General features: G+C 52.2%; 19 protein-coding genes. 13 read left to right on the plus strand and 6 right to left on the minus strand.

Annotated elements, in window-relative coordinates; all coding sequences use genetic code 11:
* Positions 1-63: 63 nt before the first annotated feature.
* Positions 64-1527: a pyridoxal phosphate-dependent decarboxylase family protein gene (locus GKAS_RS01355; protein ID WP_035891569.1), complete on the minus strand. Its 1464-nt coding sequence runs from the start codon at positions 1525-1527 to the stop codon at positions 64-66.
* A gap of 15 nt (positions 1528-1542) precedes the next feature.
* Positions 1543-2928 (minus strand): diaminobutyrate--2-oxoglutarate transaminase, encoded by a 1386-nt coding sequence (locus tag GKAS_RS01360; RefSeq protein WP_072011324.1) that lies wholly within the window; start codon positions 2926-2928, stop codon positions 1543-1545.
* A 611-nt stretch (positions 2929-3539) separates the two neighbouring features.
* On the opposite strand from GKAS_RS01360, the gene lysC reads away from it, so the two are divergent.
* Positions 3540-4901, plus strand: coding sequence for a lysine-sensitive aspartokinase 3 (gene lysC / locus GKAS_RS01365; RefSeq protein ID WP_035891575.1), 1362 nt, complete (start codon positions 3540-3542; stop codon positions 4899-4901).
* Between the two features lie 90 nt (positions 4902-4991).
* Here the strand turns inward: lysC and ychH are convergent, their stop codons facing one another.
* Positions 4992-5267, minus strand: coding sequence for a stress-induced protein YchH (gene ychH / locus GKAS_RS01370; RefSeq protein WP_035891578.1), 276 nt, complete (start codon positions 5265-5267; stop codon positions 4992-4994).
* Positions 5268-5546: 279 nt separating this feature from the next.
* On the opposite strand from ychH, the gene pth reads away from it, so the two are divergent.
* Both pth and ychF read left to right on the plus strand, forming a co-directional pair.
* Positions 5547-6131 carry an aminoacyl-tRNA hydrolase gene (gene pth, locus GKAS_RS01375; protein ID WP_035891580.1) on the plus strand — a complete coding sequence of 195 codons (585 nt, stop codon included), beginning with the start codon at positions 5547-5549 and terminating at the stop codon, positions 6129-6131.
* A gap of 159 nt (positions 6132-6290) precedes the next feature.
* Complete coding sequence (gene ychF / locus GKAS_RS01380; RefSeq protein ID WP_035891582.1) at positions 6291-7385, plus strand: redox-regulated ATPase YchF; 1095 nt, start codon at positions 6291-6293, stop codon at positions 7383-7385.
* A 270-nt stretch (positions 7386-7655) separates the two neighbouring features.
* Here ychF and GKAS_RS01385 read toward each other — a convergent pair whose 3' ends face one another.
* Positions 7656-9143: an EAL domain-containing protein gene (locus GKAS_RS01385; protein ID WP_051910709.1), complete on the minus strand. Its 1488-nt coding sequence runs from the start codon at positions 9141-9143 to the stop codon at positions 7656-7658.
* A 920-nt stretch (positions 9144-10063) separates the two neighbouring features.
* On the opposite strand from GKAS_RS01385, the gene GKAS_RS01390 reads away from it, so the two are divergent.
* From GKAS_RS01390 to GKAS_RS01410, 5 genes are read left to right on the plus strand one after another with little or no spacing between them, the layout of a single operon-like run.
* Positions 10064-10597 (plus strand): fimbrial protein, encoded by a 534-nt coding sequence (locus GKAS_RS01390; protein WP_035891583.1) that lies wholly within the window; start codon positions 10064-10066, stop codon positions 10595-10597.
* Between the two features lie 40 nt (positions 10598-10637).
* Positions 10638-11357 (plus strand): fimbrial biogenesis chaperone, encoded by a 720-nt coding sequence (locus GKAS_RS01395; RefSeq protein WP_035891585.1) that lies wholly within the window; start codon positions 10638-10640, stop codon positions 11355-11357.
* A gap of 15 nt (positions 11358-11372) precedes the next feature.
* Complete coding sequence (locus tag GKAS_RS01400) at positions 11373-13907, plus strand: fimbria/pilus outer membrane usher protein (protein WP_035891588.1); 2535 nt, start codon at positions 11373-11375, stop codon at positions 13905-13907.
* Positions 13908-13918: 11 nt separating this feature from the next.
* Positions 13919-15253 carry a fimbrial protein gene (locus tag GKAS_RS01405; protein ID WP_051910711.1) on the plus strand — a complete coding sequence of 445 codons (1335 nt, stop codon included), beginning with the start codon at positions 13919-13921 and terminating at the stop codon, positions 15251-15253.
* Positions 15253-15981 (plus strand): fimbrial biogenesis chaperone, encoded by a 729-nt coding sequence (locus tag GKAS_RS01410; protein ID WP_035891590.1) that lies wholly within the window; start codon positions 15253-15255, stop codon positions 15979-15981. Before GKAS_RS01405 ends, GKAS_RS01410 begins: the two co-directional genes overlap by 1 nt.
* Before the next feature lie 17 nt (positions 15982-15998).
* Here the strand turns inward: GKAS_RS01410 and GKAS_RS01415 are convergent, their stop codons facing one another.
* The gene (locus tag GKAS_RS01415; protein WP_035891593.1) at positions 15999-16994 is read right to left on the minus strand and encodes a LacI family DNA-binding transcriptional regulator; all 996 of its coding nucleotides are present in this window, start codon (positions 16992-16994) and stop codon (positions 15999-16001) included.
* Positions 16995-17167: 173 nt separating this feature from the next.
* Between GKAS_RS01415 and GKAS_RS01420 the strand changes: the two genes are divergently transcribed.
* The 3 genes from GKAS_RS01420 (at position 17168) to GKAS_RS01430 (ending at position 20909) form a co-directional block, all read left to right on the plus strand.
* Positions 17168-18604, plus strand: coding sequence for a glycoside hydrolase family 32 protein (locus GKAS_RS01420; protein WP_035891595.1), 1437 nt, complete (start codon positions 17168-17170; stop codon positions 18602-18604).
* A gap of 30 nt (positions 18605-18634) precedes the next feature.
* Positions 18635-19582 carry an aminoimidazole riboside kinase gene (locus tag GKAS_RS01425; protein WP_035891597.1) on the plus strand — a complete coding sequence of 316 codons (948 nt, stop codon included), beginning with the start codon at positions 18635-18637 and terminating at the stop codon, positions 19580-19582.
* Between the two features lie 64 nt (positions 19583-19646).
* On the plus strand, positions 19647-20909 hold the full coding sequence (locus GKAS_RS01430) for an MFS transporter (protein WP_035891599.1): 1263 nt from the start codon (positions 19647-19649) through the stop codon (positions 20907-20909).
* A 54-nt stretch (positions 20910-20963) separates the two neighbouring features.
* On the opposite strand, the gene GKAS_RS01435 is transcribed toward GKAS_RS01430, so the two are convergent.
* Positions 20964-21845 (minus strand): LysR family transcriptional regulator, encoded by an 882-nt coding sequence (locus GKAS_RS01435; RefSeq protein ID WP_035891602.1) that lies wholly within the window; start codon positions 21843-21845, stop codon positions 20964-20966.
* Between the two features lie 109 nt (positions 21846-21954).
* Between GKAS_RS01435 and GKAS_RS01440 the strand changes: the two genes are divergently transcribed.
* Both GKAS_RS01440 and GKAS_RS01445 read left to right on the plus strand, forming a co-directional pair.
* Positions 21955-22605, plus strand: coding sequence for a DsbA family protein (locus GKAS_RS01440; protein WP_035891604.1), 651 nt, complete (start codon positions 21955-21957; stop codon positions 22603-22605).
* Between the two features lie 7 nt (positions 22606-22612).
* Positions 22613-23464 carry a Vmh family MBL fold metallo-hydrolase gene (locus tag GKAS_RS01445; RefSeq protein WP_035891606.1) on the plus strand — a complete coding sequence of 284 codons (852 nt, stop codon included), beginning with the start codon at positions 22613-22615 and terminating at the stop codon, positions 23462-23464.
* Positions 23465-23503: the final 39 nt, after the last annotated feature.

Raw genomic sequence — 23503 nt, forward strand, 5'->3', positions numbered from 1 at the left:
GGGCGGCATAACAGGCAAAAAAAATGGCTCCCTCGGGAGCCATTTTTATCGCAACAAGATTGCTTATGCTTTCAACAGTTGCTCAGCGGTGTCTTTCACGCTCGCCAGCAGAACTTTAACGTCCTCCAGGCATACCGTTGGGTTCAGCAGCGTCAGCTTGAGGCAGGTTACGCCATCAGCTTCGGTCACACCCACGTTCGCGCTACCGGAAGCCAGCAGTACGTCACCAATACGTTGGTTCAGCAGAGCCACAAACGCGCTGTCGTTGTTTTCCGGACGGAAACGGAACAGAACGCTTGCCAGCTGAGGCTGCATGACCAGCTCCAGGTGCGGCTCGGACGCAACAAATTCAGCAACCTGCTGCGCCAGCGTTACGCCGTTATCAATGATTTCGGCATACTGCTTTTTGCCCAGCGCTTCGAGGCCCATCCACAGCTTCAGCGCATCGAAACGACGCGTGGTCTGCAGAGACTTGGATACCAGGTTCGGCACGCCGTGCTCTTCGTCGAAATCAGAGTTCAGGTACGCAGCCTGATAACGCATCAGTTCATAATGACGCGCATCTTTCAGCAGGAACGCCCCACAGCTAATGGTCTGGAAGAACTGCTTATGGAAGTCCAGGGTGACGGAGTCAGCCTGCTCAAGTCCATTGAGGAAATGACGATACTTCTCAGACAGCAGTAATGCCCCGCCCCATGCGGCATCCACGTGAACCCAGATCTGCTCTGCCGCTGCCAGCGCGGTAATTTCCGTTAACGGGTCGATTGCACCCGCATCGGTAGTACCAGCCGTCGCAACAATCGCCATCACCTGTTCGCCGTTGGCTTTCGCCTGCGCCAACTTCTCTTTCAGGTCATTGATGTCCATGCGAGAGAAAGCATCAGTTTTCACCAGCGTGACGGACTGATAGCCATGACCCATCAGCGCCATGTTTTTCTGCACGGAGAAGTGCGCGTTCTCAGAACAGAACACTTTCATCTTGCGCAGGTCGCCGGTAATACCGTCTTGCTGTACAGAGTGCCCCTGACGCGCATAGAACGCATCACGCGCCAGCATCAGGCCCATCAGATTGCTCTGGGTGCCGCCGCTGGTGAACACGCCTGCATCGCCTGCCGGGAAGCCAACCTGTTCACGCAGCCATTCGATCAGTTTGATCTCAATAATGGTCGCGGACGGGCTCTGGTCCCAGGAGTCCATGCTCTGGTTAGTGGCGTTGATCAGTACTTCCGCCGCCTGGCTAATGACCAGGCTTGGGCAGTGCAGGTGCGCCACGCACTGCGCATGGTGAACGGACAGACTGTCTTTCAGAAAGTATTCAACCGCACGCTCAATAGCGGCCTGGTTACCCAGGCCTTGAGACGTAAAGTTCAGGTTGATACGTTCACGCAGCTGTTCAACGGTTTTACCCTGATACATCTCAGGCTGTTTTAACCATTCAACGACCGCTTTAGTACTCTGCTCGATAGCGTCCTGATAGGCAGCAATACTCTGCGCCGAGCCGGACAGAATCGGGTTTACGTCAGACATTCGATCCTACTCCGTTTAAACCGGCTTCACGCCAGCGGCATTCAGGGCGTTCTCAAATTTATCGAGGAAGATTTCCAGCTCATCGTTCGTGATCAGCAGGGATGGCAGCAGGCGCAGTACGCAACCGTTACGACCACCGCGTTCCAGGATCAGACCCGCCTGGAAGCATTTCTTCTGCAGCAACGCAGACAGCTCGCCATCAGCCGGGAAGCAGCCCATGTGATCCGGTGCTTCGTTAGGCTTAACGATTTCAAGACCGATCATCAGACCCAGACCGCGAACGTGACCGATAACCGGGTAACGTTTCTGCAGCTCTGCCAGTTTGCCTTTCAGCCACTCGCCCTGGGCGGCAACTTTATCGGCAATCTTGTCATCTTTAAGGATCTTCAGCGTGGTCAGGCCGGTCGCCATTGCCAGCTGGTTGCCGCGGAAGGTACCGGTGTGGTGGCCTGGTGCCCATGCGTCAAACTGCTTTTTAATACCCAGAACAGCCAGTGGCAGACCGCCGCCAACCGCTTTGGACATCACGATGATGTCTGGCTCGATACCAGCGTGTTCGAAGGCGAACAGCTTACCGGTACGCGCGAAGCCAGCCTGAACCTCGTCGAGGATCAGCATGATGCCGTGTTCCTGAGTCACTTTACGGATGCGTTGCAGCCACTCGACCGGAGCCGGGTTCACGCCGCCTTCACCCTGAACGGCTTCCAGAATCACCGCCGCAGGTTTACGTACGCCGCTTTCAACGTCGTTGATCAGGTTTTCGAAGTAGTAGGTCAGCGCTTTCACGCCCGCTTCGCCACCGATACCCAGCGGGCAGCGGTACTCGTGCGGATATGGCATGAACTGCACTTCCGGCATCATGTTGCTGACGGCTTCTTTCGGTGACAGGTTACCGGTCACGGACAGCGCGCCGTGAGTCATACCGTGGTAACCGCCGGAGAAGCTGATTACGCCAGAACGACCGGTCGCTTTTTTCGCCAGTTTGATAGCCGCTTCTACAGCATCCGCGCCGGATGGGCCGGTAAACTGCAGGCAATATTCTTTACCCTCACCCGGTAACAGGGAGAGTAAATAAGATGAAAATTCATCTTTTAATGGGGTCGTGAGATCAAGCGTATGTAACGGTAAGCCACTCGTGATGACACTTTGAATGCTTTGAAGTACATCAGGATGATTATGACCAAGTGCCAGGGTGCCGGCACCCGCCAGACAGTCAAGGTATTGATTATTTTCAACGTCAGTGATCCATACGCCCTGTGCCTTCGCAATCGCTAATGGCAGCTTACGTGGATAGCTTCTGACGTTAGATTCAAACTCAGCTTGTCTTGCTAAAAAGGTATCATTGCTCTGTGGTAATGAATTAGCACGTAAAGTATCAATACGGACTTTATCCGTCATCATATCACTCCTACAACCAGGTGTAGATTAACGCCTGATTGAATAAATGGTTATAAGGATTACCTGTAAAAAATCGCGGCTAATATATGTTGTTTTAGCGAAGGACTCAATCATTTATTTTTCGCGGTTTTCAGTCGTCATTTTTCACTTTAAAATCAATGAATAACATTACAAAACCCACAACACCCTGGTACCAAATTGTTACCATTTATTTTTAAAAGCTTCAGATAAATACAAAGCTGATGATGTAATGATAGCCACCCAATTGTTAAGGATTTATTATTTTTTTACGTGTTTTTACCGTTAATAGGCTTGAGGATTTCGAATAAAACGGGATTTTTCATTTATTTACTGAGATATAAATAAAAAAGTCGATCCATAGAGATAAATCACTTACTATGGCGCGCTTATTTACCCCCCAGTAAATATAGACTAATGCGCAGCACCCGGTAGCGTGTGACGGGCAGAACACGTTATCGACAACAGGATTACTCCTGGGTTGTCATCCAGAAATGTTCGCGGGCGGACATTTCGTAAGGAGAAGGAATCTTCCCTTATGCCGAGAATGAAAATTTTCTAGCCATCACCATATGGCGCCCTGATATGAGAGTGTTATGACCCGCATTTACCCACAATTCATCGTTGCCAAATTTGGCGGCACCAGCGTTGCTGATTTTGATGCGATGAACCGCAGTGCCAGCATTGTGCTTGCCAATCCAAATGTTCGTTTAGTCGTACTGTCTGCTTCCGCAGGTGTCACCAACTTACTGGTTGAGCTTTCTGAAGGTCTGGAAAGTCATCAGCAATTGGACAAACTGGATACCCTACGGACGATTCAGTACAACATTATTTCCCGTCTGAAGCAGCCGACCGTTATCAGCAAAGAGATCGATAATCTCCTCGACAATATTAGCCGCCTGGCACAAACGGCGACGGTTTCTCCGTCGGCAGCGCTGAGCGATGAGCTGGTGAGTCATGGTGAATTGATGTCCAGTCTGCTGTTTACGGAAGTCATGCGTGAGCGCGGCGTAGAAAGCAGTTGGTTCGACGCGCGTAGCGTGATTCGCACCGACTCCACTCACGGCTGTGCTGAACCTCAGGTTAGCGCCGTGGCTGAACTTGCTGAAACGCACCTGCGCCCGCGCATCGAACAAGAAATAATGATTACCCAGGGTTTCATTGGCCGTGATGCTAACGGTCGCACCACCACGCTTGGCCGTGGCGGCAGCGACTATACGGCTTCTTTGCTGGGTGAAGCGCTGCACGCAGGCCGCGTTGATATCTGGACCGATGTCGCCGGTATCTACACCACCGATCCTCGTATCGCGCCAAACGCAAAACGCATCGACAGTATTTCGTTCTCTGAAGCGAGTGACATGGCAGGCTACGGCGCGAAAGTGCTGCACCCGGCTACGCTGCTGCCAGCGATGCGTAAGAACATACCGGTGTTTGTGGGTTCCAGTAAAGATACGGCCGCTGGCGGTACGCTGGTTTGCTGCACTACCGACAACCCACCGCGCTATCGTGCAGTGGCGGTACGCCGCAAGCAAACGCTGCTGCGCCTGCATCGCCTGGACGAGCAGCCGTCTAACCGTTTCTTAGCACAGATTTTCACGCTGCTGGCTGAGCACAACGTCGCAACGGATCTGGTGACCACATCAGAATCGACCATTGCGCTGGCGCTGGACTCTTCGAACGCCACCTCCGGCGAAGACCATACGCTGACCACGGCCTTGTTTACCGCCCTCGCCTCCCACTGTCGTGTTGAAGTGGAAACCGGGCTGGCGTTGGTGACACTGGTGGGAAATCAGCTGACGAAAGAGCTGGGCGTGTGCAACGATGTTTTCTCTCGTCTGGAAGAGCATGCGGTGCGGATGATTTGCCACGGCGCATCTCATAACAACCTTTGCTTCCTGCTGCCCGGCGATGCGGCCGACAGCGCGGTCAAAGCGTTGCATCACCGACTGTTCGAATAACGTCGACAGTCCTGAAAGCACAAAGTCCCGGCCATTGACCAGGACTTTGAAAGCTTTATTCATGGCTCCTGCGGGAGCCATTATTGTATTTTAGCTGTGGCGATGAGAGTTGCGGCGGCAGCGTTTATCATAGTGACGCACCCACCAATATCTATCACTCACCTGCTCGTGCCCACCGACACGCGCCCCAGCCAGCCAAAGCACCGCACCCACGAAGATGCTTAGAATCGCACCATGCGCAAAAAACTGCGGTAGGTTAAGTTGTGGCATCTGGTTTAAAATAGAGTAACCAACGCCGCCGATCATAACGACCAGACCTAACCCCATGAGCACATTACCGAGTAACGAAGCGTTTTTGCGTTTCATAATGTCACCTCCGTAGATTGGCTTTGGGTTTAGGGATATATCCCTATTCCTAGTGTGTAAAGTATAGACAACACCGCTGTGGATAAGTGCGCTGGCGATCACAAATAAGAACATCTCATCAACAAATCTTTACATTTAAGTGACTGAAATACTTTTCAATCAATATTATTCCGGTAATGAATTATTCAAGTTTTGCCGCTCAGGGCGCTTATTTTTGTCAAGCGCGCCCTCTCGACGTAAACTAGCCGCCGGAAAGATTGCCCACTCAGGAATAACAACGTGACGATTAAACTGATTGTCGGCCTGGCTAACCCCGGCGCAGAGTACGCGGGAACGCGTCATAACGCGGGTGCCTGGTACGTCGATTTGCTGGCAGAGCGTTTTCGCGCGCCGCTGCGTGAAGAAAGTAAGTTTTTTGGCTACACCTCGCGCATTAATATGGCGGGAGAAGATGTTCGCCTGCTGGTGCCAACCACCTTTATGAACCTCAGCGGCAAAGCCGTTGCGGCGCTGGCGACCTTCTATCGTATTAATCCAGATGAAATTCTGGTGGCTCACGATGAGCTGGACCTCCCACCCGGCGTGGCAAAGTTCAAGCTCGGCGGCGGCCACGGCGGCCATAATGGCCTGAAGGACATCATCAGCAAACTGGGTAATAACCCTAATTTTCACCGCTTACGCATCGGAATTGGTCATCCGGGCGATAAAAGCAAAGTTGTTGGCTTTGTCTTAGGCAAGCCTCAGTCTGCCGAACAGAAGCTGATTGACGATGCCGTAGACGAAGCGGCGCGCTGTACCGAGATCTGGCTGAAAGACGGGCTGACCAAAGCGACGAATCGTCTGCACGCTTTCAAAGCGCAATAAATCTACTGCGGTACGAAAAAGTCTTCAGGTGCCGCCACCACATCAGGATGAAGTACGGTTTTTTTCCTGTATGACGTGTATAATAGGCGGAGTTATTTACTTTTCTACAATCTGTTTTCTACAACAGGTTGAATATCAAAAGATTAAGGTGATTTAAACATGGGATTCAAATGCGGTATCGTTGGTTTGCCAAACGTAGGCAAATCCACCCTGTTCAACGCGCTCACCAAAGCGGGTATTGAAGCGGCAAACTTCCCGTTCTGTACTATTGAGCCGAACACAGGCGTTGTTCCGATGCCCGATCCGCGTCTGGACCAGCTGGCGGAAATCGTTAAACCTCAGCGCATCCTGCCAACCACCATGGAATTCGTTGATATCGCGGGCCTGGTAAAAGGTGCTTCCAAAGGTGAAGGCCTGGGTAACCAGTTCCTGACCAACATCCGTGAAACCGAAGCTATCGGTCACGTTGTTCGCTGCTTCGAAAACGACAACATCATCCACGTGAACAACAAAGTGGACCCGGCTGACGACATCGACGTTATCAACACCGAGCTGGCGCTGTCTGACCTCGACACCTGCGAACGTGCCCTGCACCGTGTACAGAAAAAAGCCAAAGGTGGCGATAAAGACGCTAAAGCTGAACAGGCTGCGCTGGAAAAATGTCTGCCACAGCTGGAAAACGCGGGCATGCTGCGCGCGCTGAAAACGCTGACTGAAGAAGACAAAGCGGCCATTAAATACCTGAGCTTCCTGACCCTGAAGCCAACCATGTATATCGCTAACGTCAACGAAGACGGTTTTGAAAATAACCCGTACCTCGACAAAGTGCGTGAAATTGCAGCGGCTGAAGGTTCTGTTGTGGTCGCCGTATGTGCCGCCGTTGAAGCCGACATCGCTGAACTCGACGACGCCGACCGTGAAGAATTCATGGCTGAAATGGGCCTTGAAGAGCCAGGTCTGAACCGCGTTATCCGCGCCGGTTATGAACTGCTGAACCTGCAGACCTACTTCACCGCTGGCGTGAAAGAAGTCCGTGCATGGACTATCCCAGTTGGTGCAACTGCACCGCAGGCTGCGGGTAAAATCCACACCGACTTCGAAAAAGGCTTTATCCGTGCACAGACCATCGCATTTGAAGACTTCATCACCTACAAAGGTGAGCAAGGTGCGAAAGAAGCCGGCAAGATGCGTGCAGAAGGGAAAGATTACATCGTTAAAGATGGCGATGTGATGAACTTCCTGTTCAACGTCTAATCCGCTATTCCTGGCGGTCATCCATCGCCCGGGAAACCAGCCCATGAACTAAAAATCCACGCAACTGCGTGGATTTTTTTCATCACCAGCACTTCCCAGCGGGATACCGCTGCCGGGACTTAAGGCCATATAGCAGCGGTGTTAACGATCGTATACCACTACCGCCAATTGTGGCCAGGCAAGAGCCATGTGGTTGGCTGTTAGGGCTCTCAACGCTGCTAAAATCGTTGTTGTTCTTACGTAACTTAACCTGCTCTGAGCGCGTACACCTTAGGTTTTAACGGTAAATTCGCTGATAAACTGCGGCAACTCATCACCGGTAATAGGCTCTGATATATAGTTGCCCTGATAGAACGAAATACCAGACTCTTGCAAAATAGCCATTTTCTCCGGCCGGTCTACGCCTTCGGCAATACAATAGCGATTCGTTAGCTTGCAGTAATAAGAGAGGCTTTTGACCAGCGCTAACGCCTCACCATCCCGACTCAGGGCATCCACCACATTCATATCCAACTTGTAGCCATCGAACTGAAACTTTCGTACCGGGAAATTCACGCTATTGCGTGAAAAGCAATCATCCAGGACGATGCTAAAGTCTAACTTTTGCAGGTAGGCAAGATTGTCTAGCGATTGTTCATTTTGGCTAAGATCGTTACGCTCATTAATCTCCAGAACAAATTTTTTAGTCCAGTCAGAGGATGTCAGCTGTTTTTTGGCCGTTTCCAACATTCTGACCAGGCCATCATTATCGATGGTACTGGACTCAATATTAATTGAGAAGAAATACTTGCCTTGATAAAAGTTAATATAGCTTACCGTTTTCTGGATAAGAAATGCCGTCAAGATAATCCACACATAAGTGGAATGTAACTTAGGCAAAAACTCATTCGGTGTTAAAACATGACCTTTGCTATACCATCTAATCAGAATTTCAAAACCCTCAAGATTTTTAGGACCTTGAGTCACCGGCTGGAAGACAACAAACAGCTCATTACTGTACAAAGCATGTGCGAACTCCCTCTCAAATGAAGAAAGACGACTTAGCATAGTGATATCTCCGTTAGCCATGCCTGTTTTTTCATGGATACTAGAAAATAAATAGGGAATCACTCCCGATACTTTCTTAATCCCAGACAGGCGCTGATTATATAGCGTTTTTTTGCTCACACCTAGATAGTCAGCCTGTTCGGCAATATTAACTCCCTGAAACAGGCCCGCCATGACCTGCATTTCTTTTTTTGATAGTCCTTCTTTCCTATCATTACCATGCAGATCATCATGCTTCCCTAAATAGAAATTCTCTGCTATCACCACACTTTTTAAATATGGACAAACATTCCTCTCAGGTAATAAAAGTTCAGATAATTTATCACAGGGCAGATCGGATGGCGCAATATGAATCACTGCGTTATCAATTTTAGTTTTTGCCACCTGGGATTTAATCACATTCCACAGCCAGGAAGCCGGCAGTTTGCTGATAATGAGCACCCAAAAGATATGTCCCGAGCGATTTAATATCGATATTAATGACTTAAGCGTTGAAAGCATCCAATAGGGTTCATTAGGGACATAGACAACCATTCTTTCGTTCTGAAGGACTTGCACATTATCAATACTTTCCTCACTTTCAACATCTAAAACAGCCACATCATTATTGTCGTGCAGCATCGCGAGAAGACCATGAGTAGCCATACCACAGGGTGATAAAATATAATCAACATCTCTACAACTGACACTATCTATGTCTTTATCAAACATCCTTGCCTCATTTGTCTGAAAATCACCTTGATTCGACGTTGTCATACACAAAACGAGGTTTAAGAATTTACACTATGGCATCAAAATCAACACAGTAGCCTCTGTCCTGGCTATCCGTATTTTAAGTGATCATATGTTTAAATATGCTTTTAAAACTCATGTTTGAATACAGACTTAGAATGCAAAACCTCCTGGTACAGATAAACACCATCGGTAATCTTAATACGCCAACATCCATCATTCCTCATTTTTTAAACTACTAAAAATAACTTTATATTAATTTATACTGCACTAACTGAATAAAACGATGCTTAAACCACCGTGGCATTAGCGACGCGATACTGTCAACAGTCATCGCATTCCCCTACTTAAGTAGTATTACGTCACATAATGATGTCTACGATCTCATCACCACGATTTTTCCCCATTCCGCTCAATATCTTGACACGCAATACGCTCGAAAAAACAACAATGCAACATACTTAAGTCTTTGTATTCAAATGATTAACTTGCAGTCATTATGAGCAACATAGGAAAAATAACAAATTTTATGGGTGCATTCATATCTTTTAGGATTTTTCCCAAAACAACTAATTACCTCAGAAAATAACGGGACAAATCTGAAATCATGTAAAAAAAATGAAAAAAATTAAAGTTAGATGAGATTAGTCTTAAGATAAATCTCGTGGTTTATGTTAGGTGGGGCTTAATATATTTCCAACCATCAGAACTGAATTGGCGAGTGGGACAAAACCCGGCCATGAATACTTTTGACGAACATTACTGGCGTATCCGCCATTTACTCATGCCCCTACTCTATAATAATAACCCTCACACTAACCTCAACCCGGATTTAACACCGACGGCGGTTTCGCACGCTTATCACACACAATGATTCATCTTCAAAACAAGGATGCTTAATGAAAGCTCAACTTTTTTTCATCTCTCTTGCCATGATGTCGTCATCCGCATTTGCGGCTTCGGCAAATACCGTGCAATTTAAAGGCGAAGTAAACGCACAAACCTGTACGGTCAATATTAATGGCAACTCGACGGCACCAATTGTATTACTGCCAACGGTATCAACGGGCTCTCTTAGCACAGCAAAAGCCACCGCGGGCGATACGAAATTCACCGTGAACGTCACCGGCTGCAACACCACCGATGCGGCAACCATTTCAACCGTATTGGCTGGCAATAACATCACCACAAACAGCAACCTTGGCAACGTGGGCGGTACCGCAACCAACGTTTCTATTCAGATTATGGATAGCGACGGCTCTACGGCATTATCTTTTGTAAATGGTTCAACGGTGAAAACCACCTCATTTAGTAAAGACGCAGCCTCAGCAACCGCGTCACAGGATCTCACCGCACGTTACTACGCAGAAACGGCAGGCGTGACGCCTGGGACCGTAATCGCCTCGGCACAGTATTCCATTTCCTATAATTAAACCGTCAGGCGCATAGCAATATGTGCCTGCCAGGATCCCCATGTTTAAAAAAACAGTCTGCATTCTGCCATTGCTGTATTTCACCGGCTTAACGGCCAGCGCTAGCGTCGTGATGGAAGGTAACCGAGTCATTTTAGATGCCAGCCTCGCGCAGAAGACCGTCAAATTTACCAACAACGATAGTTTCCCCTACATCGTTCAGGTCTGGCTATCCGTAACGCCAGATGGCAAAGAGGCTGACGGCCAGCAAAATAGGCTCGCGGTATCGCCGGCTATTTTTAAAATTGGGCCGAAGCAAGATCAGGTGATCAGCCTGCTAAATCCGGCGGCGGGACAGAAACTGACTAAAGAGCAGGTATCCTATCTGCATTTTACTCAGGTCCCTTCAATGCCCGCAGACCAGCAGGATAAAAATAAGCTGGTTCTCATCGTTAATAGTACGGTGAAGATCTTCTTGCGCCCCTCTGACTTGCCTATTGCCTACGAGCAGATGCTCGATTTCGTTCATTATAAAATTGAGAAAAATACCCATGGTTGCTACCTCGAGGTCAGCAATCAGTCACCCTATTATCTCAATAGTATTCGTGTCTCTATGCCGTCTGGCGCGACAAAGAGCGCAATCCCCATGACCATGCTCGCACCTGAGTCAACTGTCCAACTAAAGGCCAACTGCGATGCCGTGCAGAATGCAAAAGAGATTCGCGTTGGTTTCCTCAATGACTACGGCGTATTGCAAGAAAAAACGCTGAAAGCGCGTTAACCGGGAAATGTGGTAATGATATTAAGGACAATAGTGTTAACACTGTTCGTTACCCCGTTATCATTATCCGTATATGCCAGTTCGGGCAGCACGGATATACATAACAGCGATAGCGACTATGTTTTTGACACAACACTATTAAAAGGGAGCGGTTTACCAGTTGATGATATTATCAACTATATCTCTAATGATAAAATAAAGCCTGGCGTCTATTCGGTTGATATTCAGCTTAATGGCATATTCTTATCGCATGAAAATGTCGATTTCCACGTCACGAAAGAGAGCACGCAGCCATGCTTCTCGCCTGCACTCATCGCGCAGCTGCCGCTAAAAGATAAAGCCACTGTAAAATCAGACAGTTGTTATTTTTTATCCGCGGTGGTTGCACAGTCATCTGTCGATACCGACATGACCAAAATGCGGGTGAATATTATTATTCCTGAAACCGAGCTGATTAAAACACCTCGAGGATATGTTCCGCCGGACGATCTGAATGCCGGGGAAACCATGCTCCTGTCAAATTACAGCCTGAATCAGTATTACTCGCGATTTAACGGCAGCGCTAACGGTGATTATCAATCAACCTGGGTTAGCTTAAATAACGCGATAAACTTCGGACAATGGCAGTTGCGTCAGCAGGGCTCCTGGTCACACAGCTCTCCGGGGAAAACCTTATGGTCCAGCAACCGCGCCTACCTCCAGCGCCCTATTTTGCCCATCAGAAGCAGCCTGACGGTTGGCGATAGCTATACCGCCGGTAATTTCTTCTCCGGTATGGCCTTTCGCGGCGTTTCGCTCGCTTCTGACGACCGAATGCTGCCTCAGTCCCAGCAGGGCTATGCCCCTGTGGTGCGCGGCGTTGCCAGGAGCAATGCCCGCGTCACTGTGAGCCAGGGCAAAGCTGTTATCTACGAAACCACCGTTCCTCCCGGCAGTTTTGAGATTAGCGACCTGTACCCGGTCTCTTATTCCGGGGATCTCGCCGTGACGGTCACCGAAGCCGATGGCAGCGTCAGCACCTTTACCGTGCCCTACGCCGCGGGTCCTGAATCCGTCAGACAGGGAATGTTCAAATACGCTGCCATAGCGGGTCGTTCCCGCTATGTGGGCGACGAGGACCCTTTCACCGAATTCACGCTACAATACGGCGTGAGCAATAACATCACCACCAACCTTGGCAGCCGCCTGGCGCAGGGCTACTTCTCCGCCGTCATGGGCGCAGTGCACTCCTCCGAGCTTGGCGCCTTCGGACTGGACTCAACGTTCTCACAGGCCGATTTGCCCAACGGTTCGCAAACCGGCTGGATGTTCCATGCCAGCTATAGCAAACGTATTGAACCCACCAATACCACCATCGCCATCGCCGGATATCGCTACTCAACGGCTGGCTACCGCGATCTTTCAGACGTTTTTGGCTTACGCCAGGCAAGGGAAGAGAATAAGCAAGACTGGACCTCGACGACCTTAAACCAGTCCTCCCGCTTTGAAGTCTCCGTCACCCAGGATATGGATGCCCTTGGTAGCGTCTGGCTTTCGGGCTCAACGCAGGCCTACCGCGACGGCCGAAGCCCGGATAAGCAATACCAGTTTGGCTATAGCAAGCAGTTTGCCAACGGCATATCGATAAATGCGTCAATTGCACGTACCCGCTACAGCGAGGTTTATCGCTCAACCATTGATGGAGGAATTGGCTATGACAACTATATCAATAACTATTATTCCGCCAATCAGCAGACCCTAAGCTCGGTCTCGGTTTCCATTCCCTTTGGCCAGAACCGGCAGACGACGCTCAGCTCAACCTACACGCAACAAAACGGCATCGGTTCAACCTTGCAATCCACGCTATCCGGCGTCACGGACAGCGAACGCCCGTTAAGCTATGGCGTCACCTACGCGCGCGACTACGACAACACGCATTCCGTCGGCGGTACCCTGCAAACCGCTACGACAATTGGGTCTCTGCAAGGCACCCTCTCGCATGGCAAAAACTACTCTCAGGGGTCCGCGGGGCTGCAGGGCGCGGTGGTGATTCATAAAGATGGCATCACCGCAGGGCCTTATCTGGGCGAAACCTTCGCGTTAGTGGAGGCCAAGGGCGCCCAGGGCGCGACGATCGCCGGAAGTCAGAACGTGGCTATAGACAGATTTGGCTTTGCCCTGAGCCCATCTGTCGCGCCATATCAATATAACAACGTCGTTCTCGACTCGTCCGGGATAAACAAAAATGCCGAACTGGTATCAAGCAGTCAGCGCATTGCGCCTCTGGCTGGCGCGATGGTGCGGGTCAAATTTAGCGTCATCCACGGCTACCCCATGCTCATTGATATTCGCTATCGCGGCAGCCTGCCGATTGGCGCCAGCATTTACGACAACGACGGTCGCTCTGTTGGCACGGTTGGGCAGAACAATCAGGCTTGGGTTCGCAATGACAAACTGGAAGACACCTTGACCATTCAGTGGGGGAATCAGCAATCCTGCCGCTTGCATTATCACATTGCGGATGAGCAGAGCCACGACACCATTATTAAAACGCCTGGAGAATGCCGGTGAGACACCATTCCATGTTACGTACATTAATCTGGGGCGCTGCCCTCCTGCTTTTATCTGTCGCCACCGCGCAGGCAACCTGTACCCGTAAATCATCAATCGATGCCGGTTGCGATAGCTGTGGCGTGGGGATTGGGCTCGGCAACGTCAATATCACCAGCGCCTATCTCCAGCCTACGGGGACGCCGCTGGGCAGCACCGTATTCAGCATCACCACCGCATCACGCTACAGCAGCAGCGGCGCAGGCGACCTGGTTTTATACGAATGCGACGCCAGCGATGTCGGCAGTATCTACGAAGTGTTTGCCACCAACGGTGACGACCGCGTAGGCGGTTTCTACGACCTGGGCACCGATGACGGGAATCCAGACTATTACGCGACCTATTTCCCCTATGTCGGCATTAAGCTCACACACCTCAATTCTGGTATGCCCTTCACGCGCTATTGGCAGCAGTACCCGATTACCAGCTACGCCACTGTCGGCAGCAAAATACAGATCCGGGTGAAAGATTTCAGCGCCATTCGCGCTGACCTGATACGTATCAGCGGGCTTCCTGGCAATGGTGCAAGCCGTTATTGTGGCGCGACCAGTTCCAGCAATCCCTATGCGGGAATGGCCTCAGCTACGGGAACCTCAAGTTATTCCTGTACTCAGCCGAATGGTTACGTCACCTTCAAAGGGCCCGGTATCGCCACCGATACTATCGGTTCGGATTCAGCCTATAACTATTCAACCTGGGGCACCGGACGCTGGATAGCGATGGGCATGGGCACGTCCCCCATCTCGACCTTAACCCACACGGCGACCTGCGTGGCGCGTAACGTCACGCCACTGGTTCTGTTACCCACTATCAGCATCCAATCTCTGGAAGGCGGCGGAACATCACAGTCTAACTTTACCGTCTCCATTGAATGCGATAACACCGCCGTGTCCGGCGTCTCATCAGGAGGCACGGCGTTAGGGCTACAGGTACCGTATGAAAGCTATTTAGCCGCGCAAAAGCTGGGGCTGGTGAATAGCTCCGGCGGCGTGAGCTATCTCTTATCCGATGGCTATGGCACCGATGCCACTATCGCCACCGGTGTCGGCATCGCGTTAAGCAACGCCGCAACCGGTACGGCGATGAACTTCCTGGGCTGGGGAGCCTGTACCTCCACCGGTTGCCCAAGCGGTAACGACGTGGGCTGGTATTCCGTGCTCACCGGCGCATCCGCCAGCGGTAGTTCGGCCTCTGGATATACCAACTACCAGTCGGTGCTGACCGCAACCTTGAAAAAAATACCGGGGCAGACGGTCACCGCAGGCAAAGTCAGCGCTAAAGCGTACGTCTGGGTGAGAGTACAGTGATGCGTAAACTCACTGCACTATTTTTCGCGGCGATGACGTTAAACGCGCACGCGGGGATGTTGGTCGACAAAACGCGCGTCATTTTTCATGAAGGTGAAGACACTCAGGGCATCAACGTCATGAACATTAACGCCTACCCTGCTTTTGTTCAGGTGTGGGTCGATACCGGCGACATTAATAATTTCACCCAGAGCCCCGATGCACCGTTTGTCCTTATCCCCCCGATATTTAATCTCCGGGCAGACGAAGTGAAATCGGTGAAAATCATCTACGACGGTAAAAAGTTAGCGGCCGATAGGGAAAGTTTGTTCTGGATTAACCTCTACGAGGTACCGGCGGTAAAAACGGGGCTTACCCAGCAGCAGTATCTGTTGATGTCAATGAAGACGCAGCTAAAGCTCATTTACCGCCCCAAAAGTTTGCGCGATAACGTCACTGCTGCGGGGGAATCCGTTTCGTGTACGGTAGAAGATAATGCGCCCCTCGCCTTAGTTTGTCGTAATCCGAGCGGCTATTTTCTCTCCTATAACGACATAAGCGTGAGCTTTCGCGGACACCGCTACCAGGCCACTGCCGAGCTTGACCTGATGCTGCCCCCCTTCTCCACTCAGCGATTTGGGTTAAAAGCGCTGCCGCAAGCGTCACTCGGGACGGGAAATAACATCACCTTTCGGTTGATTAACGATGCGGGAGAGCGAGAAGAAATAAGCCATGCTCTTAACAGATAATCCGCGGATTCGGTCAATCATATCGATTCACGGGCAAGCCAGGGGCTGTCTACCCGCACGGTATCGCGGTGATCGAGCCCCTGGATGAGATGCAGTGCGCTGAGACGACCGATTTCATAGTGCGGCAGCTGTACTGTGGATAGCGGCGGCAAAAACAGCTCGCCGGTGCCTACCATGTTGTCATAGCCCAGAACGGCAACATCCTGAGGAATGCGCAGCCCTCGCCCCAGCAAGACCTGGTAGATAACAAAAGCCACGCGGTCGTTACCGCATACCACCGCATCAAACATCGGACGCGTGCCGCTCAGGTAATGCCCGGCAATCTCCGCCGCATCAATATGGTGGCGCTCACCGGGCGGCAGATAGTGGTGGAACATGGCATCAGGGTCGACACCCGCTTCACGACAGGCGCGCTCCATTCCCGCCCTACGGCGATCGGTCGCCACAATCCCTTTTGGCAGGTGGATGCACAGCAGCCGACGATAGCCTGCGGCCAACAGCGCTTTCACGCCAAGGTATTGCCCTTGCTCATCATCAGGAATATAGGTGGGAAAAGGGCCACTGATGCTTTCACAGTTCGCCAGCACGCAGCGATACTTATGCAACTTTTCCGGCACCGGAACCTGACGCAGCCCCATCGCGGTGTAGATAATACCGTCAGGGCGATGCGCCAGCAGCAGATCCACCATTTTCTCTGGCTGGTCATTACTGAACATATTCACCACAAAGCTATTCCAACCGTGCGCCCGCGCGGTCTCTTCGATAGAGAGCGTTATCTCCACGGAAAATGGCGTGGTCATGGTGTCCAGCGCTAACACCCCGATAGTGTTAGCCGTGGTTTTCGCGCCACGAATTTTTTTCGCCGAGAGATCGGAGACATATCCCAGCGCATCTACCGCTTCCATCACCTTTTTATAGGTTTCTGGCCGCAGTCGTTCGGGCTCGTTAATCGCTCGCGATACGGTCATTAACGAGACGTTAGCCCGTTGCGCCACATCCTTTAAAGATGCCATACCCTCTCCTTTGACGGCGTTCACCCTACCGGGTCTGAAAATGCGATCTTGATAACACTCGCAAAATGTTAACGTTAACTTTTGTGATTAACATCGATATTACCATCAATTCTGCGAGAAAAACGAGAATGTTAACGTTATCTTTTACTCAATTAACTGATAGGGACAAACAAATGACAGCATTACTCGCCACGGCCAACGAGGCCCTAAACCAGCAAAAAGACCGTATCAATCCGCGCTGGTATCCGCGCTATCACCTCGCCCCTCCAGCGGGCTGGATGAATGACCCTAACGGCCTGTCCTGGTTTGATGGTTACTACCATGCGTTCTATCAGCACTATCCGTGGCAACCGGTCTGGGGGCCCATGCACTGGGGCCACGCGCGCAGCCGCGACATGGTGAACTGGGAGCACTTACCGATAGCACTGGCGCCAGAAGGACCAGAAGATAAAGACGGCTGTTTTTCCGGTTCAGCGGTGGTTGACGGAAATAAACTGGCCCTGATCTACACCGGGCACAAATTCGACGGCGAAGCGAAAGAGGAAAACCTGTATCAGGTGCAGTGTCTGGCCACCAGCACCGATGGGGTTCACTTCGAACGCCAGGGTATGGTTCTGGATACCCCGCAGGGTGTTCACCATTTTCGCGATCCGAAAGTCTGGAAAGAGGGAGAAAGCTGGTACATGGTGGTGGGCGCCCGGGTTGACGACGTGGGCGAAGTACAGCTCTATCGCTCGCAGGATCTGCAGCACTGGCAGTTTGCCAGCACGCTCGCCCAGGCCGATGACGGCATGGGCTACATGTGGGAGTGCCCGGACCTCTTCCCGCTGGACGATAAACTCGTCTTCATGTTCTCGCCGCAGGGTATCGCCGCCGACGGCTACGATTACCGTAACCTGTTCCAGAGCGGTTATATGGTCGGTGAGTGGCAGGATAACCATCAGTTCCACGTTACCCAACCCTTCAAGGAGATGGATCACGGGCATGATTTTTACGCCCCTCAGTCATTTATCACTCCGGACGGTCGCCGCGTGGTGATCGGTTGGCTATCCATGTGGGAGTCGCCGATGCCAGAACAGGCCGACGGCTGGGCGGGCATGCTTACTCTTCCCCGGGAAGTGACGCTCAATGCAGATCTGCGGCTGTGCATGAACCCGGTCAAAGAGCTGGAGTCATTACGCGGTCAGCTTCATGTCTGGCCGGTCAGCGACCTGAACAATCGTACCCTGATGGTAGAAGAACAGGCGCTTGCTCTCGAAGTCGAACTGAGCCTCGATATCGCCCGCAGCCAGGCTGAACAGTATGGCATCGCGCTGGGTGACGGGCTGCGCGTCTTCGTCGATACCCAGGCACAGCGTCTGGTGCTGGAACGTCGCTATCCGCAACACGGTCTGTCGGGCTGCCGTAGTGTACCGCTGCCCGCCAATGATGTGCTGGATCTGCGCCTGTTTATCGATAGTTCGTCGGTAGAAATCTTTGTTAATCACGGCGAGTACACCCTCAGCAGCCGTATTTATCCTGAACCGGACGATCGCCAACTGACCTTATTTAGCCAGAACGGACACGCCATTTTTAATAACGGGCATGCCTGGCCGCTCGCCGCCAAATAACCACCCGTATCACTGCTTTGGGGAAAAATAATGACAATCTGGACGCTCGGAGATGCCGTGGTGGATTTGCTACCGCGCGACAATATGCAGTTTGAAGCCTGTGCGGGAGGCGCGCCCTTCAATGTGGCCATCGGCGTCGCCCGCCTCGGCCATGACAGCGGCTTTATCGGCCGCGTAGGCAATGACGCCTTCGGCCGCTTTCTGCACCAAACGCTGGTGACGGCGCAGGTGGACACCAAAAGCCTGGAGTTTGATCCCAAGCGACACACCAGCACCGTACTGGTATCGCTGGACCCTGACGGTGAGCGGCAATTTGATTTTCTGGTCAACCCCTCTGCCGATCAGTTTCTCAGCCCGGCGAGCCTGCCCAACTTTGGCCGTGATATTCTGCACTTCTGCTCGCTGGCGCTGGTCGCCCCTGACTGCCGAGCCACGCTTACCCAGGCAATGGCGGCTATGCGCCAGGCCGGTGGCACGCTGAGCTTCGACATCAATCTGCGTCCGCAAATGTGGAGCAATGAGACGCAGATGTTTGACCAGGTGAGCGACTTCGCACGGCAGAGCGACATACTGAAGATGTCGGAGGAAGAACTGCTTTGGCTAACACAGACCGACGATTTGAACAGCGCCTGCGAGCGCCTGACGGGTTTTCCCGCACGCCTGAAAATCATCACCCGCGGCGCCGATGGCGCTATCGCTTTCTGGCAAAACCATAGGCTGACGTTAAGCGGCTATCACGTCGACAGCATCGATACCACCGGAGCAGGTGATGCCTTTATGGCCGGACTGCTGGCAGCGCTTGCCGGTGCAGGTTGGCCTGCGTCAACGGCGGCGTTGTCCTCCCTTCTCGAACAGGCCAGCGCCTGCGGTGCTCTGGCAACTACCCAGCGTGGCGCGCTTAGCGCGTTCCCCAACAACCAGCAGCTGAGCCGCTTTATTCAGTCACAACCTTCGCTACGCAGAACGATAAACCCGTAATACCGAGCACGCGTTACGTCTCGGCGGCAAGACCTTACAATGACCTAATCTGGATTGGAAAAACATGAAAATAATGATGCCGTTCAGTAATGATAAATACCGGTATTCCTCCGGGTATCTGCTCTTTGTCTTTGCCGCCTGGTCTCTGTGGTGGTCTTTTTATGCCATATGGCTAAAAAGCAAATTAGGCCTGTCCGGAACGGAGCTGGGAATGCTGTATGCCGTAAACCAGTTTTTCAGCATGCTGTTTATGCTGGGCTACGGTTTTCTGCAGGATAAGCTCGGCACCCGCAAGCCCCTTATCTGGATGATGGGGACCGTCATCACGCTCAGCGGTCCGTTCCTGATTTATGTTTATGAACCGCTGCTGGTCTCCAACTTCAAGCTTGGCATGGTGCTGGGCGCCATTTTCTTTGGCCTTGGCTATCTCGCCGGTTGCGGTCTGGTGGAAAGCTTCGTCGAAAAAGTGAGCCGCAAATTCAACTTTGAATTCGGCACCGCCCGCTTCTGGGGATCGCTTGGCTACGCCGCAGGGACGTTTGTGGGTGGCATCTTCTTCAGTATCAACCCGCATATTAACTTCTGGTGCGTGTCGGTCATGGGGGTGTTATTCCTGGTGATTAACGTAGTGTTCAAAACCGACGCACCGACCCCGGCATCCGCGGATACACGTGCGCCCGAGCCAGACGCGCTGACCCGAAAGGATTTTCTCACCATCTTTAAAGATTCGCAGTTCTGGTTTTTCGTTATCTTTGTCGTCGGCACCTGGTCGTTCTATAGCATCTACGATCAGCAGATGTTCCCGGTGTTTTACGCCAGCTTATTTGACGACCCTGAATTGGCTCCGCGCGTCTACGGCTACCTCAACTCGGTACAGGTGTTTATGGAAGCCGTCGGCATGGCGATGATTCCGTTCCTGATTAACCGCATCGGGCCTAAATCCGCATTGCTGCTGGGTGGCACAATCATGACCTGTCGCATTCTGGGCTCTGCGTTGTTCACTGATATCTATATTATTTCCTTGATCAAAATGCTGCATGCGCTGGAAGTGCCGCTGTTTGTCATCTCCGTGTTTAAATTCAGCGTCGCGAACTTTGATAAACGCCTCTCATCAACGATGTACCTGATTGGCTTTAATATCGCCAGCTCCATCGGCATCATCGTACTGTCGCTGCCTATCGGTAAGCTGTTTGATAAGGTGGGCTATCAGGAAATCTTCCTGGTTATGGCGAGTATCGTGGTCATCACACTGATATTTGGTTACTTCACGCTCAGCAAAAGACATCATCCGCAGAGCGAACGGCAGGAACTGGCGGCCGAGCAGTAAAGTGGGCTCAACGGTACAACGGGCCGGAATGGCCCCGTTGTACCTCAATCGTACTTACCCGGCCGCCAGATACCCTTTAACCGCATCAATAAGCAGCCCCAGCGCCGCATGCTGATGGTCTCGCGACTGATAAAGCCCGTATATCCCCAGCGGTGCTGGCTCCAGGTGCGGCAACACTCGCACCAAACGCCCGCTTTCCAACCCCGCCCTCGCCTCTATTTCAGGCACCATCGCCAGCCCCATGTCCGCCGCCGCCATATCGCAGAGCAGTGACGATATCCCCGCGCTGAAATTGCCGCTCACCGCCACCGACATTCCCCCTGTTTCCCTGTCGCGGAAAGACCAGGACTGCCCGGAAAAGCGGCTGTAGTGCAGACAGTTGTGCTGCGCGAGGCTCTCAATCGTCTCGGGAATGCCCGCTCGTGCAAGATACCGCGGGGAGGCGCACAGCACCGACTGACAGGTTCCGAGAAAACGGGCAATCGCGCCCGGCTCCGGTTCATTGGTAATGCGAATGGCCAGGTCGATGCGCTCGCCCACCAGGCTGACCGGATGGTTATTAATATCCACTTCAATGCGTAACGCGGGGTACTGATTCAGAAAGGTTGGAATAACAGGGCCAAGCAGGTGCGTCGCCGTAAAATGGGCGCAGGCAATGCGCAGCGTACCCGACGGCGTCAGCCGCGTAGCATCGCCCTCAATACCCTGAGATAACAGTGCAAGCTGGCGCGTTTTCTCCAGCGTTTTCTCCCCCGCGGGAGTAATCGTGAGCCGCCGGGTTGAGCGATGAATTAACCGCGCGCCGGCCCACTGTTCCATCTCATCAAGATAGCGGCTGACCATGGGACGAGAAATCCCCAGCGAGCGCGCGGCCGCACTCAGACTCCCAAGCTCGCAAATGCGGTTATAGGTAATTGCCGCCATGACCCTATCCATCGCCACTCCATTTGATCGTTTTATGAAACTCAGCATGTATTGTTTCAGGAATTCTAGCAGAAGCCAAAATCCGTAGAATGGATTTACCCCATTAACGGAGAACGACGTCATGGCATTTCAGGCCGGGCTTTACTGGATTATCGACCCCCTATGCGGCTGGAGCTACGGCGCGCTGCCGCTGATGAACCGCATTGCCCAACATTTTCCCCACCAGCCAATTTTGTCCGGCGGGCTTTTTATTGGCGCCAACCGCCGCACGTTGAACCCCGAATGGGTGGCGCACGTGAATGAACACGATGCTCGCATCGCAACGTTAACCGGAATGAAATTTGGCGATCGCTATCACCAGATGCTGCTGGAAGACAGCACGTTAATGCTCGACTCCCTACCCGCGACGCGCGGGCTGCTAGCGGCGCAGCGCTTTGCCAAACCCGGCGAGGATCTCAACTATCTCAACGCCGTGCAGCGCGCCTGGTATGTCGATGGGCAAAACATTACCCAGACCGCCGTCGTCAACCAGATGCTCGAACAGGCCATCTCGCCTGGCGTGAAACTCGAGCAAATCACCGAGAGTGAAGCGTTGGAGAGCATTCAGCACGCGCGGATGCTGATGGCCATGGCTAAAGGCCAGGGATTTCCAACGGCGGTCATTATCGATACCGACGGACAGTGCACGCTGCTGCCCGTCGCACAGCACTACGGCCAGCCGGATGCCTTTCTCGCGTTAGTCAAACCTCAACTTACCCGGATACACCGCTAAGGAACCTATGAACATGAAATCACTCACGCTGGCCTTGTCACTGGCAGCGGCCCCCGTATTTGCCGCCCCGCTGCACCTGGAAGTCTACAATCCACAGGAAAAAGGCATTTTCCCGGTATCCTCCACGCTGGTCTCTGGCCCGAAAGAAGCAGTGTTGGTTGATGCCCAGTTCAGCGTCAAAGATGGCGAAAAACTGGTAGAGATGATCAAAGCCAGTGGTAAGACGTTAAAAACGATCGTGATTACCTCTGGCGACCCCGACTTCTATTTTGGGCTTGAGCCGCTGGTGAAAGCATTCCCGGGCGTCAGCGTCGTCGCTTCGCCATCGGTCGTGGCACATATCAAGGCCACCAAGGATGCCAAGCTGGCCTTCTGGGGCCCGCAGATGAAGGACGGTGCGCCAACAACAATCACCGTGCCGCAGGCGACCAAGGTGACGCGTTTCACCGTTGACGGCGAGCCGCTGGAACTCAAGCATTCTGGTGACTATGCCGCCTATGTGTGGATCCCCGCAAACAAGGCCATTCTGGGCGGAACCGGTATTGCGTCCGGCATTCACGTCTGGACCGCCGATACCCAGACTCCCGCCATTCGCCAGGGTTGGATGACGGTATTAAGCGAAATGCAGTCGCTGAAACCTCAGCAGGTTATTCCGGGTCACTATCTCGGTGAGCGCCCGGCAAAAGACGCGGCCATCACCTTTACCCACCGCTATCTGCAAACGTTCGAGCAGGCGCTGGCAAACCACAAAGGATCTGCCGACGTTATCAAGACGATGAAAGCGGCCTACCCGAACCTGGCGGATGAAAGCTCGCTCGAACTCAGCGCCAAGGTGAATACCGGTGAAATGAAATGGTAACACTGGTTTAATCGCCTCGCGCCCTGAACGTGGACGTCA

Source organism: Kluyvera ascorbata ATCC 33433 (genome assembly GCF_000735365.1).
Taxonomy (GTDB): Bacteria; Pseudomonadota; Gammaproteobacteria; order Enterobacterales; family Enterobacteriaceae; genus Kluyvera; species Kluyvera ascorbata.